The sequence below is a fragment of the Pseudomonadota bacterium genome (assembly GCA_034660915.1).
GTDB lineage: Bacteria > Desulfobacterota > Anaeroferrophillalia > Anaeroferrophillales > Anaeroferrophillaceae > DQWO01.
This window is the reverse complement of the sequence record JAYEKE010000158.1, coordinates 1,381-19,231: the sequence shown is the minus strand read 5'-3', so window position 1 is coordinate 19,231 and position 17,851 is coordinate 1,381. Positions and strand designations below refer to the sequence as shown.

13 protein-coding genes are annotated in these 17,851 nt (G+C 49.1%); 8 read left to right on the top strand and 5 right to left on the bottom strand.

Annotation, left to right across the window (positions count from 1 at the left end; genetic code table 11):
• Positions 1 to 114: 114 nt before the first annotated feature.
• The gene (locus tag U9P07_09265; protein ID MEA2109593.1) at positions 115 to 1,836 is read right to left on the bottom strand and encodes an ATP-binding protein; all 1,722 of its coding nucleotides are present in this window, start codon (positions 1,834 to 1,836) and stop codon (positions 115 to 117) included.
• A 615-nt stretch (positions 1,837 to 2,451) separates the two neighbouring features.
• On the opposite strand from U9P07_09265, the gene purH reads away from it, so the two are divergent.
• The 6 genes from purH to mutS all read left to right on the top strand — a co-directional run bounded on the left by purH (position 2,452) and on the right by mutS (position 10,892).
• Complete coding sequence (gene purH, locus U9P07_09260) at positions 2,452 to 4,029, top strand: bifunctional phosphoribosylaminoimidazolecarboxamide formyltransferase/IMP cyclohydrolase (GenBank protein ID MEA2109592.1); 1,578 nt, start codon at positions 2,452 to 2,454, stop codon at positions 4,027 to 4,029.
• 265 nt (positions 4,030 to 4,294) lie between these two features.
• Positions 4,295 to 5,575 carry a phosphoribosylamine--glycine ligase gene (gene purD, locus U9P07_09255; GenBank protein MEA2109591.1) on the top strand — a complete coding sequence of 427 codons (1,281 nt, stop codon included), beginning with the start codon at positions 4,295 to 4,297 and terminating at the stop codon, positions 5,573 to 5,575.
• Between the two features lie 135 nt (positions 5,576 to 5,710).
• Entirely contained in the window at positions 5,711 to 6,223 is a 513-nt protein-coding gene (gene purE / locus U9P07_09250) for a 5-(carboxyamino)imidazole ribonucleotide mutase (protein MEA2109590.1), read from the top strand.
• Positions 6,224 to 6,435: 212 nt separating this feature from the next.
• Positions 6,436 to 7,086 (top strand): L-threonylcarbamoyladenylate synthase, encoded by a 651-nt coding sequence (locus U9P07_09245; protein ID MEA2109589.1) that lies wholly within the window; start codon positions 6,436 to 6,438, stop codon positions 7,084 to 7,086.
• Complete coding sequence (locus tag U9P07_09240) at positions 7,086 to 8,099, top strand: hypothetical protein (GenBank protein ID MEA2109588.1); 1,014 nt, start codon at positions 7,086 to 7,088, stop codon at positions 8,097 to 8,099. The genes U9P07_09245 and U9P07_09240 overlap by 1 nt, the downstream gene beginning before the upstream one ends.
• Positions 8,100 to 8,231: 132 nt before the next feature.
• Positions 8,232 to 10,892 carry a DNA mismatch repair protein MutS gene (gene mutS / locus U9P07_09235; GenBank protein ID MEA2109587.1) on the top strand — a complete coding sequence of 887 codons (2,661 nt, stop codon included), beginning with the start codon at positions 8,232 to 8,234 and terminating at the stop codon, positions 10,890 to 10,892.
• Positions 10,893 to 11,144: 252 nt separating this feature from the next.
• Here the strand turns inward: mutS and U9P07_09230 are convergent, their stop codons facing one another.
• The 4 genes from U9P07_09230 to nadC all read right to left on the bottom strand — a co-directional run bounded on the left by U9P07_09230 (position 11,145) and on the right by nadC (position 14,852).
• Positions 11,145 to 11,579: an Rrf2 family transcriptional regulator gene (locus U9P07_09230; GenBank protein ID MEA2109586.1), complete on the bottom strand. Its 435-nt coding sequence runs from the start codon at positions 11,577 to 11,579 to the stop codon at positions 11,145 to 11,147.
• Between the two features lie 529 nt (positions 11,580 to 12,108).
• Positions 12,109 to 12,891 (bottom strand): type III pantothenate kinase, encoded by a 783-nt coding sequence (locus U9P07_09225; protein MEA2109585.1) that lies wholly within the window; start codon positions 12,889 to 12,891, stop codon positions 12,109 to 12,111.
• The gene (locus U9P07_09220; protein ID MEA2109584.1) at positions 12,875 to 13,720 is read right to left on the bottom strand and encodes a biotin--[acetyl-CoA-carboxylase] ligase; all 846 of its coding nucleotides are present in this window, start codon (positions 13,718 to 13,720) and stop codon (positions 12,875 to 12,877) included. The genes U9P07_09225 and U9P07_09220 overlap by 17 nt, the downstream gene beginning before the upstream one ends.
• Before the next feature lie 286 nt (positions 13,721 to 14,006).
• Positions 14,007 to 14,852: a carboxylating nicotinate-nucleotide diphosphorylase gene (nadC, locus tag U9P07_09215; GenBank protein ID MEA2109583.1), complete on the bottom strand. Its 846-nt coding sequence runs from the start codon at positions 14,850 to 14,852 to the stop codon at positions 14,007 to 14,009.
• Positions 14,853 to 15,156: 304 nt separating this feature from the next.
• Between nadC and U9P07_09210 the strand changes: the two genes are divergently transcribed.
• Positions 15,157 to 16,578, top strand: coding sequence for a phosphoglucomutase/phosphomannomutase family protein (locus U9P07_09210; GenBank protein MEA2109582.1), 1,422 nt, complete (start codon positions 15,157 to 15,159; stop codon positions 16,576 to 16,578).
• Between the two features lie 4 nt (positions 16,579 to 16,582).
• On the top strand, positions 16,583 to 17,755 hold the full coding sequence (locus tag U9P07_09205; GenBank protein MEA2109581.1) for a pyridoxal phosphate-dependent aminotransferase: 1,173 nt from the start codon (positions 16,583 to 16,585) through the stop codon (positions 17,753 to 17,755).
• The last annotated feature ends 96 nt before the right edge of the window (positions 17,756 to 17,851 follow it).

Here is a 17,851-nt window from a genome sequence, read left to right as displayed (position 1 = left end):
CGAATCACACGATGTGATTCGCGGCGGACGGCCGGCGAGAATGAGCGAGAGCCATGCCGGAACATCCCCGGAGATTTCTTACAGCTGTTTTTAGGGCAACTCAGAAAGTTGAGATTAAGCTGTAAACCGCAAAGGAAGGATAAAACTAAATCTACTTCCCTGAGCTGTCCTTTCAGCGGAGATACAGCCGCCATGGCATTGAACTATTTTACGACAGATTGACAACCCCAGCCCGCTGCCTTCACTCTCATGACTGGTATAAAATTCACTGAAAACCTTCTGGCCGTCAATTTCCGGAATCCCGCACCCGGTATCCTCTATTGAAATACTGATCCCTTTGTCCATTTTCAACCAGGATCCACTTTGTCCTTGATTCATTACGGACTCAAGCTCATCGGCACAAAGATAATCACCAAACGTCACTTCTTGACTGTGCCAGATGATTTTACCACCAGAACCGGTAAATTTAATCGCATTATCCATCAAATTTACCAGAACCTGGCCGATTTTCTCCCGGTCAAACAGGAAGGGCTGCAAACCGGCCTGCAACTCGCTGGTCACCATAATGCCTTTTTCTTCCAGAAGAGGACGAAAGTAATCAATCGTATTAAAAATTTCATCATTTATTGGCCAGCGACGCATATTCAACTGCTGTCCGGCATAATTTAACCGGCTATAAACCAGGATATCATTCAATAAATGAATAAGTCTTCTTGACACTTTATCCAGATCAGCAAAAAGTTTTTGCCGTTTTTCCCCATGTTTTGACATATCGCCAACCAACTGCTGCAGATAACTGTTGATTACCGTAATGGGGGTTTTAAGTTCATGAACCAGGGAAGCAAAGAAGGTATCTTTCATTTTATCCAGCTGCACCCGATCACTGATGTCACGAACATAAAACTGGTGGATGAATCCGTGGTCATCAGGTACCCGACAACCAGTCACTTCAACTTTCACCTGGTATTCATGGGAATGCTTCAAATCTGTTTCAAAATGAAATTCAGGCTTATGGCAATCTGGGTCCTGCGCCATAAACTCCTGGTATTGACAGGGAGTCATCATTTGCTGCCGGTTGGCAAGGTCAAGAATATCATTTAAATCTGTGCCAGGCGCTTTTTCATCATAACCAGCCATCTTCCAGAATTGGGGATTAGCATAAAGAATAATTCCATCCTTGGTTGTGACAATCCCTTCAGCAGCCTGTTCCACCAAAAAACGGTATTTCCTTTCGGAATCAGCCAGCTTGCGATAACCTTTTACGACTTCCTGCTCCAGATGTTTATTGACTTGCTGCAACTGGGTAATCAACAGCGCATTTTTCAGGGCTTTGGCAGTCTGATCGGCAATGATTTCCAGGGAAGCCAATAGTGGTTGCCCCAAAGCACCAGATTCAGAGTGGCTCAGGCTGATGCCCCCCAGCACCTCATCTCCATCAATAACCGGGACACATAAAAGGGATTTAACCGCTACAGAAGAGGCATCAAACAGGACAAACTCCGGACTTTGAGTAACATCATCAATGAAAAATGGACGTCTTTGTAATGCCGCCCTTCCAAGAATTCCCTCACCAAGACGGAATTGAATCAGATCATCGGTATTATCATCATGAAAAAAGACCGGAACCGGGTCCTGTTTACCCATGGCAGCCCGTAAAAACAGACGCTGCTGATGGCTGTCCATGACATATAACGAACAGTTCTCAGCATTGGTTTCAGCTATTATCGCCCTGACAATGGTTTTGCAGACCTGAGGAAAATCATTGGTATGACGCAGGGAGCTGCCGACCCGGTTCAATAACAAAAGTTGTTTTTGAAGATCACCAGCTGACTGCAAGAGCTCACCCCCCTGGGGAAGAAAGGATAATAAGGGTGAAAAGATATCCAAAACAAAGGTTTAGGTAACATACTGCCGGGAAAATAGCAAAATTTTTTCACGCTCGGGCAAAAACAATGCTTTGATAAAAGATCGAAAATACCTGCAAAATGAAGGGATGCTGAAACCACTACCACAATCCTATGGAAGTTCAATCATCGGTCTGGAGCTATTATTGCTCAGCCAAAACATGACGGAAAGACTGACCATCAAAGGGTTTTTTTATTTGCATTACCATGTCGATTACGCTATGTAAACTAGCTTGTAATTATCCATGCAAACAGGTTGTTTTTCAACTGGTATACATTTTACTCAACTTACTGACTTGCATTGCCAGGGACATATTTGCAGGATGTTCGGGCTTGGCTCATAGCGGTATTGGCCGCCGAACGAATCACACGACGTGATTCGCGGCGGACGCCTCAGAAGCCGGCCAAGGACGGCCGGCGAGAATGAGCGAAAGCCATGCCGGAACATCCCCTGGAGATTTCTTTCGCTGTTTTTAGAGCAACTCAGAAAGTTAAGATTTTAGTTTATCTTGAAAAACTGTATCCAGATAAATCCAAGGAGTAAAAAATGGCCACCATTAAAAAAGCATTGATCAGCGTTTCCGACAAAGAAGGAATTGTTGAGTTTGCCCGTGAATTGGCAACCTTCGGCGTTGAGATTCTATCCACCGGCGGCACGGCAAAACTTTTGCGCAGCCAGGGAATAGCGGTTACCGATGTTTCCGATTATACCGGTTTCCCTGAAATGCTGGATGGGCGGGTTAAAACCCTGCACCCGAAGATCCATGGCGGCCTCCTTGGCCGGCGTGACTTGCCCCAGCATATGGAGAAAATGGCAGCACATGGCATTGACCCCATTGATCTGGTCATTGTCAATCTCTACCCTTTTGAAGCCACCATCAGTAAACCGGACTGTTCTTTCGCTGAAGCCATCGAAAATATTGATATCGGCGGCCCGACCATGCTGCGCTCGGCTGCTAAAAATTTCCGGGATGTTACCGTTATTATTGATCCACTGGATTATCGATTACTGCTGGATGAGATGAAAAAAACTCAAGGAACAGTCAGTCCCGCGACAAATTTCAGCCTGGCTAAAAAAGTTTTTCAGGCCACAGCCCGTTATGAAGCCGCCATTTCAAACTACCTTGGCACCTATCCTGAACTTGACTGTAGCCCGGATCAACGTCTGGCATTTCCGGAAACATTCAGCTACCAGGGCATCAAGACCCAGGATTTACGCTATGGCGAAAACCCTCATCAAAAAGCCGCTTTCTATCGGGACCTCAGCATCAATGAACCCTGCATCGGCAGTGCTACCCAGTTACAGGGCAAGGCTCTTTCATTCAACAATATCCTCGACAGCAATGCCGCTTTTGAACTGGTTAAGGAATTTTCCACCACTGCCGCCGTGGTGATTAAACACAATAATCCCTGCGGGGCCGCCCAATCCCCGGTTAACAATCTGGTGGAAGCCTATCGCCAGGCCCGGGCCGGCGACCCGGTTTCAGCTTTCGGCGGCATTGTTGCGGTCAATGTGCCGGTTGACGCGGAAACTGCCAGGGAAATTGCCACAACATTCATAGAAGCTGTCATTGCCCCTGATTTCACCGATGAAGCTCGAAAAATACTGGCAGAAAAGAATGCCCTGCGACTACTGCAGGCTCCCCTGGGAGAACAATCAAGTCAGCCGGGACTGGAATTCAAAAAAGTAGTCGGCGGCCTGCTGCTTCAGGATCGCGACTTACTCCTGACTCCGCCGCCCGAATGGCGCTACGCTACCGACAGACAACCAGACGAACAGGAAATGGTTGACCTGATGTTTGCCTGGAAGCTCTGCAAACATGTAAAGTCCAATGCCATTGTCCTGGCCCGCGCCAACCAGCTGGTTGGAGTCGGTGCCGGCCAGATGAGTCGGGTTGATTCAGTCAATATTGCGGTGATGAAAGCCCTGAGTCCAACCGCTGGAACCGTCCTGGGATCAGATGCCTTCTTTCCTTTCAGGGACGGAGTCGATACGGCTGCTAAAGCAGGAGTAACCGCCATTATCCAGCCGGGGGGCTCAAATCGTGACGAGGAAACCATCGCGGCAGCCAATGAACATGGAATGGCCATGATGTTTACCGGTACACGTCATTTTAAACATTAAAACCTCAGCTGAACGATTAGCTATTAGCTATGAGCTTTTAGGGATCATGGTTTCAGGTTGATTAGCAGTAGGTGGCAAATATTCGACTTTGTCTGTAGATTGACAATTCTTTATTATTTCTCACAGAGACACAGAGTCACAGAGGGCAAATGACTGGGGTTCTCTGTGACTTTGTGCCTCTGTGAGAGCATTTTTATCTTTTTTGAAAACATAGTCAAATGTTTAAGGTACCGGGAGGCTGTCCATTGACAGGAGGGAAAAAGAAATGAAAATACTGGTAGTTGGTGGTGGTGGACGGGAGCATGCCCTGATCTGGAAAATTGCCCAAAGCAACAAGGTCTCACGTATCTTTTGCGCCCCGGGAAACGCGGGAATTGCTAAAATGGCAACCTGTATCCCCATTGAAGCCAATGATCTTGACGGTCTGTTGAACTTTGCCCTGGAAAAAGAGATTGACATGACAGTGGTGGGACCGGAAGACCCGCTGACCGCCGGGATTGTTGATCGATTTAATGATAATGAACTCAAAATTTTTGGCCCGAACAAACTTGCAGCTGAGATTGAAGGCAGCAAAAAATTCTGCAAGGAACTGCTGAAAAAATGTAAAATACCCACCGGTGATTACGCCAGTTTTGACAATCCTGATGATGCCATAGAGTATATTTATAATCATGGAGCCCCGATCGTCGTCAAAGCTAACGGACTGGCAGCCGGCAAAGGGGTCATCGTGGCCAAAACGTTAGAAGAAGCTGAAGACGCGGTATACACCATCATGCGGAAAAAAGCTTTCGGCGACGCCGGTGACACCATTATCGTTGAAGAATTCCTTGAAGGGGAAGAAGCTTCATTCCTGGTCTTCACTGACGGCGACATTGTCATCCCCATGGTCACTTCCCAGGATCACAAACCTATTTTTGACGGGGACCAGGGACCCAATACCGGCGGCATGGGAGCCTATTCCCCGGCCCCGGTTATTACTGATGGACTCTTCCGGCGGATTATGAATGATATCATGATCCCCGCAATTAAAGGAATGTCAGCTGATGGGAGAAAATACCGCGGTATACTCTACGCCGGGCTGATGATTAAAGAAGGGGTTCCCAGGGTACTGGAATTCAATGCCCGTTTTGGCGATCCGGAAACCCAACCCATATTGATGCGGCTGAAAAGTGACATTGTTCCCATCCTGGAAGCCTGCATCAGCGGCCACCTGGCCAAAGCCATGGTTACCTGGGATGACAGACCATCAGTCTGTGTGGTCATGGCTTCCGGTGGATATCCCGGTCCCTATGAGAAAGGTGAAGTAATTTCCGGACTGGAAGCCGCTGCCAGGCTGGAAGATGTGATGGTATTCCATGCCGGAACCACCACCAATGACGAGGGAGAAGTGGTTACCAACGGTGGCCGGGTCTTAGGAGTCACTGCTGTAGACGAAAACATTCCTGCCGCCATTGAAAGATGTTATCGGGCGGTCAAGCTGATTTCCTGGCCCAGGGCCCAGTACCGAACTGATATTGGCAAGAAAGCTCTTAAACGGCTACAATAGCTATGTCTTCTTAAATATTCGCCACAGGAAGTCAAAAATACTCTCACGGAGACACAAAGACACAGAGAATAATGTATCCTCCGTGACTCTGTGTCTCTGTGAGAAATTAAAAAAAATGTGCCAGGTATAAATACCATGACCGAAACCATTGATGTACTGCTGCTTATGGGCAGTGATTCCGACTGGGAAGTCATGGCAGAAGCTTCCAGGATTTTACAGCAGTTTTCCATTGTCCACGAAACCAGGGTAACTTCAGCCCACCGCACGCCTGAACGAACCGTTACCCTGATCAGGAAAGCTGAGGCAAAAGGCAGCAAAGTAATCATAGCCGGGGCGGGAGCGGCAGCCCATCTTGCCGGAGTTGTTGCTGCTCATACGACTCTCCCGGTTATTGGCGTTCCACTCAATGCCACTTCTCTCCAGGGAATGGATGCCCTGTTGGCCACGGTACAGATGCCGGCGGGAATCCCGGTAGCCACCATGTCAATCGGCAAAGCCGGGGCGGCGAATGCTGCCTTGTTTGCCATTCAGATTATGGCGCTCGCTGATGAAAAACTGGCTGACACCTTGCGGCAGTACCGCCGGCAGCTGGTTGAAAAAGTTGAAGCCAAGGATGAACGGTTGCAGCAGAAACGAGAACAGACATAACTCATCATAACCCTTTTCCCGCTGGTGGAACCGGTTCGCACCTTTGCTTCGCCGGGCTTCGCTGGGGGACACTCTTGACTATCGCTCACGCCGGGGAGAAATAACTTGAATTTGTTTTTAACGCGAAACTCAAGAATGTCCCCAATCCCGGTAACCTGTAGCCTTTAGCCTGTAGCCTTTAGCCTTTAGCCTTTAGCCTTTAGCCTTTAGCCTTGAACCTTACACCTTACACCTTGAACCTTTCTTGTATTCCCTACCCCTTTCCTGCCAGCCAGGAAGGGGTTTTTATCCAGCAAATCATTGCTGCTATCCGCGCAGAAAAAGTTTTTATTTTTCCCACTGAGACCTTTTACGGCCTTGGTGGCAATGCCTTAAGTCAGCAAGTGGTAGAAAGAGTGAGAGAATTGAAAAACCGTCCGGACAACAAAGCATTCCCAATCCTGGTCAGCAACTGCCAGATGCTCGAATCCCTGGTGGAGAACATCCCGGACGAGGCTATGACACTCATGAATCGTCACTGGCCCGGACCATTAACTATTATTTTTTCAGCCCGACAGGGACTACCAGCCGGAACCGTCAGCCCGGAACAAAAAATAGCCGTGCGCATTTCCTCCCATCCTTTCCTGCGGCTGCTCAGCAAGAAACTGTCACTGCCCATGATTGCCACCAGTGCCAATCTAAGCTCCGCCCCAGCGGCCAAATCCTGGACTGAACTTGACCGGAAGCTGCTGCAAAAGGTAGATTTCTGCGTTGATGGCGGTAATTGTCCTCCAGGACTGGCTTCAACAGTCATCGATATCACCGTATCTCCTCCAAAAGTGATTCGCTCCGGTGATATTTCCCTTGAACAGGAGCAAAGCTGATGGCTAAAAATTTTTTTGGCGGCCCAATCCCAAATCCACAGGCAGTAGCATTGTTCTCCCGGGGACTGGACAGCATTCTGGCGGTAAAAGTCCTGCAGCAGCAGCATCTTGCCATCCAGGGAGTCTTTTTCACCACCCCTTTTTTCAATACCGGAATCAGGCGGCAGGAAAATGAATTCATTGCCAAAATTGCAAAAGACTATGGTATCCCTTTATGTGTTATTGATATCAGCACCGAATTTCTTGAGCTGCTTGCAGCTCCAACCCATGGTTACGGCAAGAATTTCAACCCCTGCATAGACTGCAAGCTGCTCATGGTCCGCAGCGCCAAGACGTATGCCGCCAAATGGGGCGCAAGTTTTATCGTTACCGGTGAGGTTCTTGGCCAGCGCCCGTTTTCACAACGACGGGATACCATGCGCATCATTGAAAGGGATTCAGAAACTACCGGCATGCTGCTCCGCCCCCTGTCAGCCAAACTGCTGACGGAAACCATTGTCGAGCGGGAAGGTCTGGTTGACCGGACAAAACTCTTTGATTTTTCCGGCAGGGGACGTAAACCTCAGCTACGGCTGGCAACAGAACTGGGAATTGCCAATTTCCCTACCCCGGCAGGCGGCTGTCTGCTCACCGACCCCGCCTATGCCAAGCGGATTAAAACCCTTTATGCTGATGGACATCGCCCAGATTCCCGTGAAGCCGAGATGCTGAAATATGGCCGTTTTTACCACTTTCCCCCGGCAGCATTTCTGGTAATCGGCCGGAACCAGAGTGAAAATCAACAGCTGCTGCAACTGGCTGACCGGAAAACCATCATTATGCGGCTGGGAGAAATGCCCGGCCCCATCGGCATTTTCAGCGGCTCAGAGGAACAAATGCCGGCAGCCGCATCATTGCTGATCGGCCACAGCAAGGCTCGAAACAAACCCGATGTCTTAATTTCCTGGAAACAGGGAGATCGTTCAGGTTCCTTCAGACAAACCGGTGTTCATCAGGAAACAAATTTTTCCTGATGAACGCTCTCAGCAATCAGCCATCAGCATTAAAAAAAATGTTCATGACCCATGTAAACAATGAAAACAAACTAAGAAGAGATTATTGAGAATTTCCTGATGGCCGCTAAAAAAGATTTCGCTGCTGATAAATTGCCCAAACTGACCCCCATGCTGCGGCAATACCAGGCGATCAAGAAAAAACATCCAGACAATATCCTTTTCTACCGCATGGGTGATTTCTATGAAATGTTTTTTGACGATGCGGTAAAAGCAGCCAGACTGCTGAAGATCACCCTGACCAGCCGCAACAAAAATGATGACCAGCCCATCCCCATGTGCGGCATCCCCCACCATGCCGCTGGGGGATATTTGTCCACCCTTATCGCTGCCGGTTGCAAGGTAGCTATCTGTGACCAGGTAGAAGACCCAAAGGCGGCAAAAGGCCTGGTAAAACGAGAAGTTACAAGAATAGTTACGCCGGGGATAACGTTTGAAGAGGGGACCGTTACAACCAATCAAAGTAACTTTCTGGCTGCGGTTTACCAAGATAATCAACGATATGGCTTGGCCTGGCTGGAAATTACCACCGGCGAATTCCGGCTTACAGAGTTGGCAACCTTGACAGAATTGATTGATGAACTGGCAAAAATTATCCCAAAAGAGTTACTGCTTTCAGAAAAACAGCGGGACCAGGCCTGGCAGCAAGAATTGCTCAACGAGTTTTCCGCTGTTCACCTGACCCGAAAAAAGGAATATCCCGCCTTTACCCTGAACCTGGCCCGGGAACGGTTATGCCGGCATTTCTCCGTCCTGACCCTGGACGGCTTCGGCTGCCAGGATATGGCAGCGGCTATAGCTGCTGCCGGGGCGGCACTAGGCTACGTACAGGAAACCCAGAGTGAGAAACCGCTGGAGCATCTGAATCGTTTACAAGTTTATTACAGCACTCATCATATGCAGCTTAACAAGCAGACGGTAGTCAACCTGGAATTGCTGCAAACCATCCAGGACCGGCAAAAGGACGGTAGTCTGTATGGCCTTCTCGACAGCTGTCAAACAGCCATGGGCAGCCGTTTACTTAAACAATGGATTCTTTATCCGTTGCTGGAACAAAAAAAGATTGAAAACCGGCTGGATGCCGTCCAGCAACTACTGGAAGAAAAGAGCATCCGCCGGCAATTGCAGGACAACCTACGCCAGGTTTATGATCTGGAACGACTGGCCGGCAAACTGGCCTCCTTGAATGCCAATGGCCGTGACCTGCTCAGCTTGAAAAACTCCTTACAGATTATTCCCCAAATCAAAGAACTGCTGACTAAAACGGCGGCAGCACCACTATTATTAACTGAAATACACACCAGCCTTAATCCCATGGCCCCACTGGTTGAAATCATCGAAACAACCCTGCTTGATGAACAGCCAGTCGGTATCAAGGAAGGAAACCTCATTCGTCCGGAAGTTAATCCTGACCTTGATGAACTGAAAAACAACAGCCACCAGGGCCGGGAATGGATTTTAGCCCTGGAAAAAAACGAAAAGGAACGTACCGGCATCAACGGGCTGAAGATCCGCTACAACCGGGTATTCGGATATTACATTGAAGTAACCCATCGAAACCGCGATCTGGTCCCGGACGATTACCTGCGCAAACAGACCCTTGCCAACGCTGACCGTTATATCACCCCTACCCTGAAAGAATATGAAGAAAAGATTATTGGCGCGGATGAAAAAATAGTCGCCCTGGAATATGAACTTTTTTGTGAACTGCGCCGCCGGTCGGCAGCTGAAGTGGAACAGATTCAGCATAACGCCCGACAACTGGCATTTCTGGATGCCCTGTTGAGCCTGGCTGAAGTGGCCGACAAACAGAATTATTGTCGGCCGGCCATTGAGGATTCCCGGCAATCCCTGCAGATTGCTGATGGCCGCCATCCAACCATCGAAGCCCTCAACCCCCAGGAACGTTTTATTCCCAACGATTGCACCCTTAATGAAGACCAGGAACAAATCTGGATCATTACCGGGCCGAACATGGCGGGGAAATCGACTTTCCTGCGGCAAAATGGCATGATCGCCCTCTTAGCCCAGATAGGAAGTTTTGTCCCTGCGTCCACCGCGACCCTGCCGATATTTGATCAGATTTTTACCAGGGTTGGAGCCGCGGATAATCTCAGCCGCGGGCTGTCAACATTTATGGTGGAAATGACCGAAACCGCCCAGATTCTTAATAATGCCAGCAAAAAGAGTCTGATTATTCTGGATGAAATCGGACGGGGGACCAGCACTTTTGACGGGGTCAGTATTGCCTGGGCGGTGGCTGAACACATCCATGACCAGTCATCCAGCCTCACCCTGTTTGCCACCCACTATCATGAGCTGACAGAACTGGAACTGACCAAGGAAAGGATAAAAAATTATAATGTGGCGGTCAAACAGGAAAATGACGGCATCGTTTTCCTGCGCCAGATTTTACCGGGAGCCACCAACCGCAGCTATGGCATCGAAGTAGCGAAGCTGGCCGGCCTACCGGCAACCTTAATCAGCCGGGCCCAGGAAATTCTCGGCAACCTGGAACAATCTGAGTTTTCCACCGAAGGTCAACCCCGGCCTGCCGGCCCCACCGGCAAACAATTATCATTTGCCAACCAAAGCAGCCCCTATCTGCCGACACTGGAACCTTTCACGGTTGAAATACCGCTGGATCTGGAAGCTATTGAACAAGTTAAAAAGATGCTGAGAAAAACCGACATAAATAGGACAACGCCCTTAAGGGCGTTGTCAATTCTTGATAAAATTAAACACTTGCTCTGACGATTGATAAATGCTTCGCCTGCTTGTCGCACTGGTTTGCCCCTTTGCTTCGCCAGGTACATATTGCCGGATGTTCGGGCTTGGCTCATAGCGGTATTGGCCACCGAACGAATCACACGATGTGATTCGCGGTGGACGCCTCGGAAGCCGGCCATGGACGGCCGGCGAGAATGAGCGCGAGCCATGCCGGAACATCCACGGATATTTCTTGAAATTTCTTGCAGCGGTTTCCAAAGCTTGGGAGGGAAGGTCTTATGAAATACCCTGGGCTTTACGGTTGGCTTTTTCTTCTTCAGCCAGGGTGCCAAAGTCATATTTTTCCAGGTTTTCAATCAAAACCCGTTGAATATCTGCCAGATGGCCCCGGATAGGGCAATAGGCCATACGATCGCAATCGTTATAACCATCCAGACAGAGGTTCAGCGAAATATTTCCTTCAACGGCCTCAACAACATCCTTTAAGGTCAGGGAAGCCGGTTCTCTGGTAAGGGAATAGCCTCCCTTCTTACCCCGATGGGAGACAACCAATCCCGCCCGACTGAGATTCTGAAAAATCCGGGCCAGAAAACCCACCGGGATACCCATCTCCCTGGCAATCTCAGGGATAACAATGACAGCCCCCGCCGGCTGCATGGACATGTAGATAACCCCTCTGATGGCATAATCCGCGGCTCTGGTAAGCTTCATTTTTATCAATACCTTTTTAATTTTCTTTATTTTACTTATTATATTACATTAGTAAAAGTCAAGCAAAAAATAAAAGAAAGGTTCAAGGTTGTAAGGTATAAGGTGTTTTCCCGTAAATATTCGACTTTGTCTATTGATTGACAAATTTTTGTTATTTCTCACAGAGTCACAGAGGGTAAATGACTGGGGTTCTCTGTGACTTTGTGCCTCTGTGAGAGTATTTTTATCTTTTCTGAAAACGTAGTCGAATGTTTACTTACTAAATATGGTAAGCATTTGACTTTGTTTATAAATTGGTAAATTCTTGTAACTATTCAGTCAATTTTTTTAATTTTCTCGCAAAGCCGCAAAGACCGCGAAGAGTTCAACTTGCCATATCGTCAGTCGTTTTTCTTTGCGTTCTTGGCGTCTTGAGTGAGCGAAGCGAACGGGCGCGAGACAAAAAATAAGTATTACTGCTTTTTTGAAAAGTGGCCGAATATTTATGTTTTCCCTATACCGTAAACCTTATAAGGTTTCCCGCAAGGGCCTAACCCCGACGCTGATCTTCCATATTCAATTCATACAAATGTAAAAGCCCTTTCAGGGTCAGCAATTCATCGACATGATCAATGACTTCGGTTTCTTTGGCAATCAGAGGGGCGAGGCCACCGGTGGCAATCACCAGGGGTTTTACTTCCAGCTCTTTGGACAAGCGGGTAATAAGACCTTCAACCAGGGACATATAACCGTAAACAATGCCGGATTGCATGCTGTGAACCGTATTTTTACCCACCACATAACGGGGTCGAATCAATTCAACCCGGGGCAACTTTGAAGCTTTTTGAAACAAAGCCTCGATGGATATCTGCAGGCCGGGAGCGATAACCCCCCCTAAGTATTCACCCCGGGCGGAGACACAATCAAAGGTAGTGGCGGTACCAAAATCAATCACCACCAGTGCCTGTCGGTAATGGCTGTAGGCTGCCACTGAGTTAACCACCCGGTCAGCGCCAACTTCCCGGGGATTATCCAACAGGATGGGTAATCCGGTTTTCATGCCCGGCCCCACCACCAGCGGTTTCAAACCTAAATATTTTTCAGCCATCCCCACCATAACCTTTAACATTGGCGGCACAACACAAGAGATAATCATCCCCCGGATTTTATCCGCCCTGATTTTACTGAAAGAGAAAAGGTTATGGAGGGTCATCCCATACTCATCCTCGGTACGGGAAAAATGAGTGGCAATACGCCAGCTTTCCAACAAAACCCGCTCCTGAAACAGGCCCAGCACGGTATGAGTATTACCGACATCAACCACCAGAATCATGATCATCTCCTCTTTTTTCAGAGTCTCTGATTTCCATCACCGTTGCCTCGCCGGCAACCACCGGCCAGCAGGTTTCCCATTCATCATAAACCAGCAAGCGGCCGAATTCATCAACATTTCCGGCTCTCCCCTGCATGGTCCGGCCATTGACGGCAATGGTGACCAGTTTCCCGAACAGATATGAATTTTTTCTAAATATTTGCTCTACAGGACCATGAAAACCACGGCTAAGATAGCATTCATACCAGGAATGAAAGGAAGCCAGGAATTTCTGCAATACATCGCGCAAAGCAAAAGTTTTACCAGCCGCCTGGCACATGGAAATGGCTGTTGACTGTAATTCCAGCGGCCAGTCAGCCGCCATGGTATTAACATTAACCCCGATGCCGACGACAACAAAATCCGTCTCCCGACCTTTCAATTTCATCTCTGATAAAATCCCAGCCAGTTTACGATCACCACAATAAAGATCATTGGGCCATTTGATTGACAGCCGGGGGATGTGGGTCACCAGGCAGGAGAATAAGGCAACCGCAGCAACCAGGGATAATGGCGGAATATCCGGCGGCGGCAGAGACGGCCGTAATATCAGCGAAAAGGCCAGATTCATTCCCGGAGGAGACAACCAGGAACGCCCCAGCCGTCCGCGGCCACCAGTCTGCTGGTCGGCAACCACTACCAGGCCGTGCTTCGCCCCTTCCAGAGCCAGATTCCAGGCATAATCATTGGTGGAATCCACTGATTTCAGCTGGATAATCCGCCCGCCGATGGGAGAACAACCCGGGATGGAGGACAGACCTTCAGCGCTGTCCCCTTCAAAAACATTCATGAAACGTAACTATTCAGCATATGATTTTCACCACAGAGCACACAAAGGTCACAGAGAAAAAACTCTCTTTTACACCCATTACAAATTTAGTTTCATCGAAATCAAAGGGAATCACCATGGGGATTGTTCCATTGAAATATCACTCAAAAAGTATAAAGCTCGTGCTCAATCTCTGTGTTCTCTGTGTCCTCAAGTGAGCATAGCGAACGGGTGGTAAAAAAAGTGCCTGAATAATTAACTTTGAAACAACACTTTGAAGATGGGGGTTTTCTCAGCCAGGAGGCTATCACTTTGTCTGCATTATATTCATACTGATATCAATAGCCCGGGCCGAATGTGTCAATACTCCCACTGAAATAAAGTCAACCGCGGTGGTCGCCACTTCAGCAATGCGCTCCCGGGTAATTCCTCCTGAAGCTTCCAACAGGACGTGGGGAAACAACTCCCGGGTTTTCTCCACTGCCGATTTCATCAGTGAAGTTTCCATATTATCCAACATCACTACATCCGCCCCGGCCTGACAGGCTTCATGCAACTGTTCCAGGGTCTCAACTTCCACCTCAATCTTCAGAGTATGGGGTGCCAGCTGGCGAGCCTGCCGCACCGCCTGAGTGATCGATCCCGCGGCCTTGATATGGTTATCCTTGATCAATACCCCGTCAAAAAGCCCCATCCGATGATTTTTCCCGCCGCCCACCTGAACCGCGTATTTTTCCAGCGAACGCCAGCCGGGGGTGGTTTTACGGGTATCAACAATCTTTGCCCGACTATCTGCCGGCAATTCCCTGACATAGCTGCGGGTCAGGGTGGCAATCCCACTCAAATGCTGGAGGAAATTGAGTGCCACCCGTTCCCCCATCAAGAGGGGAAGGCTGGAACCACTGATAAAAACCACCGGCACCCCGGACGCCACTTCAGCCCCATCATGGCTTTGAAATTCTACCTTCAGCGACGCGTCAAGGGTACGAAAAACCAGGGAAAATATATCAAGCCCGGCAACAATTCCGGTTTCCTTGAAGGTCACCGTCGCCGTGGAGATCGATCCCGACGGTACCGTCGCCATGCTAGTAATATCGCCGGTAGCCAAATCTTCGGTTAAAGCCAGTTTAATCAATTGCTCGGTACTGAACATGGGAATACCTCTTTTTAACTAAGTTAAGCAATTAGCAATTAGCTCTTAGCATTTAGCTGAGTAAAATTAATGTCTTACGTTAACAATACACAGCACCCAACAGGTAACAACATAAATATAGTAAAACCACTGTAATCATTAAACTAATAGCGAACTGCTAAAAGCGAACCGCTCGATTCAGATTTTCTTAAACCTGATCCGATGGAGTTTTTCAGTAACCATAACTTTTCGCTTGCGAAACGGAATGCTATATACCATAATGCGGTTTACAAGGCAAGAAACCACCATGGACAGGAGGTAGCAAATGACAACCATAAGCTTTGGCACTTCCGGCTGGCGGGCGATTATGAACCAGGATTTCACCTTTGCCAACGCGAAGATCTGTGCCCAGGCCATTGCCGACTACCTGCAGCAGCAGAAAGTTGCCGATCAGGGAATAGTTATTGGTTATGACAGCCGTTTTATGGGCGAGGATTTTGCCGCCGAGTGCGCCAAAGTCATGGCCGCCAACCGGATTACCGCCTTTTTGTGCCAGCGGGAAACCCCCACCCCGGTCATCGCCTGGGAAATCATCGATAAAAAAGGGGGCGGCGGCATCAATATTACTGCCAGCCACAATCCACCCAGCTATAACGGCATCAAATTCTCGCCGGACTGGGGCGGACCGGCGCTGCCGGAAACCACTTCCTGGATAGCCAAACGAGCTAACGAACTGATGCAATCGGGAAACTACCAGGAAATAAACCTGGAAGAAGCTAAAAAGTCAGGCCGGATAGTCGATTGCAATCCGCGCCCCGCCTACCTGGACGATTTGCGGAAAAAGATAGATTTTGCCGCCATATCAAAGGCCCGGCTGAAAATTGCCATTGATCCCATGTACGGAACTTCCAGGGACTACCTGGATACAATTCTGCAAGATCACACTGCCGAGTTGCAAACCCTGCATAATTGGCGTGATCCTTATTTTGGCGGCCGGCCGCCGGAGCCCTCCAAAGAAAATATCCCCGAACTGATCCAGCTGGTTATTGATAAAAAATATCACTTGGGCCTGGCAACCGACGGCGATGCCGACCGTTTCGGAATTATTGATGCCGGCGGGGAATTTATTGATGCTAATATTTTTCTGGCCCTGACCGCCGATTATCTGCTCAGTGAACGAAAATGGGAAGGCGGCCTGGCCCGTTCGGTGGCCACCACTCATCTCCTTGACCGGGTTGCCGCCTATCATCAGCGAAAAATGCATGAAACGGCGGTGGGTTTTAAATATATCGGGGAATTAATCAGCCGGAACGCCATTGTCCTGGGCGGTGAAGAAAGTGCCGGCCTGAGCATAAAAGGTCATATACCGGAAAAAGACGGGATTCTTGCCTGCCTGCTGGCCGCCGAAATGGTGGCCAAAAGGGGAAAATCACTGGCCGACCAGCGCCAGGAACTTTTTACCAGAATCGGGCCTCTTTATACCCGCAGGGTTAACATCCGGCTGACCGAAAAGATCAGCCAGGTCATCAGAGAGAAGCTGGAAACCCCCTTAACTTCTGTTGGCAAGCTGCAGGTTTTGGAAACCATCACCATTGATGGGACAAAATACCTCTTCCCTGATGACTGCTGGCTGCTCATCCGCCTTTCAGGAACCGAACCGGTGGCCAGACTTTATGCCGAGGCACCATCAATCCCGCAGCTTGAAGAGCTGGTTCAAGCCGGTACAAACTATTTTTTCAGCGAATAGGATTATGAAAAAACCATCGTATCCCCGCTCAAAAAAAGCCCTGGCCATGAAGCCGTTTCTGGCCATGGATGTCCTTGAGAGAGCCCAGGAACTGGAACGACAAGGACGGACAATCATCCATTTGGAAGTCGGCGAGCCGGATTTCCCGACTCCAGAGCCGGTGAAAATGGCAGCCATCCAGGCCCTGAACCAGGATAAAACCCATTACACCCACAGCATGGGACTTTTGGAACTGCGCCAGGCGGTGGCCGATCACTACCATAAAAAATACGGCGTCAGTTTCAGTCCCGACCAGGTCATTATTACCTCGGGAACCTCACCGGCCCTGCTGCTGGTCTGTGCCACACTGCTCAACCCCGGGGATCGGCTCCTGCTCACTAACCCCGGCTATGCCTGCTATGCCAATTTCATCTCTTACTGTGACGGCATTCCGGACTTGGTTGAAGTCAATGAAGATAATGGTTTTCAATATAATCCCGAATCCCTGCAAAACCGCATCAAGCCGGCAACCAGGGGAATATTGATTAATTCACCGGCCAACCCCACCGGTACCCTGCTCTCTGCCGAGCGTATGCGGCAGATTGCCGAACTGGGTATCCCGGTTATTGCCGATGAAATATACCACGGACTGGTCTACGAAGGCCAGGCCCATTCCATCCTCGAATATACCGACCGGGCTTTTGTTCTCAACGGCTTTTCCAAGCTCTATGCCATGACCGGCTGGCGGCTGGGCTATCTCATCACCCCCAAAGCATATATTCGTACCCTGCAGACCATCCAGCAGAATTTCTTCATTGCCGCCAGTCATTTCGGCCAGGAAGCGGCGATCGTCGCCCTGAAATCACCCGAGGTAGCACAGGCAGTTGAAGAGATGAAAGACATCTACAACCAGCGGCGCCAATACATGCTACAGCGGGTACGCGGCATGGGACTGACGGTTAAAACCGAACCCACGGGGGCCTTCTACGTCTTTGCCAATGCCAGGGCTTTTTGTGACAATTCCTATGAATTTGCTTTTGAGATTTTAGAGAAAGCCGGGGTGGGGGTAACGCCGGGAATTGATTTCGGCAGCAACGGCGAGGGATTTATCCGCTTTACCTACGCCAATTCGATGGAAAATATCAAGGAAGGCATGGACCGACTGGAAGAGTTTCTGCACACTCGCCGCTCCGGTTGAGATTAAAAAATTCACCACAGAGGAAGCGAGGTCACAGAGAAAGAACCTCTTCATAACCAAAAAACATTACGTCCGTGTATGTCTGTGTGAGTCAGT

Excerpts from the sequence above, each read along its gene's own strand:
- purH (MEA2109592.1), top strand. The coding sequence starts at position 2,452 with ATGGCCACCATTAAAAAAGCATTGATCAGCGTTTCCGACAAAGAAGGA.
- purD (MEA2109591.1), top strand. The coding sequence starts at position 4,295 with ATGAAAATACTGGTAGTTGGTGGTGGTGGACGGGAGCATGCCCTGATC.
- purE (MEA2109590.1), top strand. The coding sequence starts at position 5,711 with ATGACCGAAACCATTGATGTACTGCTGCTTATGGGCAGTGATTCCGAC.
- U9P07_09240 (MEA2109588.1), top strand. The coding sequence starts at position 7,086 with ATGGCTAAAAATTTTTTTGGCGGCCCAATCCCAAATCCACAGGCAGTA.
- U9P07_09230 (MEA2109586.1), bottom strand. The coding sequence starts at position 11,579 with ATGAAGCTTACCAGAGCCGCGGATTATGCCATCAGAGGGGTTATCTAC.
- U9P07_09225 (MEA2109585.1), bottom strand. The coding sequence starts at position 12,891 with ATGATTCTGGTGGTTGATGTCGGTAATACTCATACCGTGCTGGGCCTG.
- U9P07_09220 (MEA2109584.1), bottom strand. The coding sequence starts at position 13,720 with ATGAATGTTTTTGAAGGGGACAGCGCTGAAGGTCTGTCCTCCATCCCG.
- nadC (MEA2109583.1), bottom strand. The coding sequence starts at position 14,852 with ATGTTCAGTACCGAGCAATTGATTAAACTGGCTTTAACCGAAGATTTG.
- U9P07_09210 (MEA2109582.1), top strand. The coding sequence starts at position 15,157 with ATGACAACCATAAGCTTTGGCACTTCCGGCTGGCGGGCGATTATGAAC.
- U9P07_09205 (MEA2109581.1), top strand. The coding sequence starts at position 16,583 with ATGAAAAAACCATCGTATCCCCGCTCAAAAAAAGCCCTGGCCATGAAG.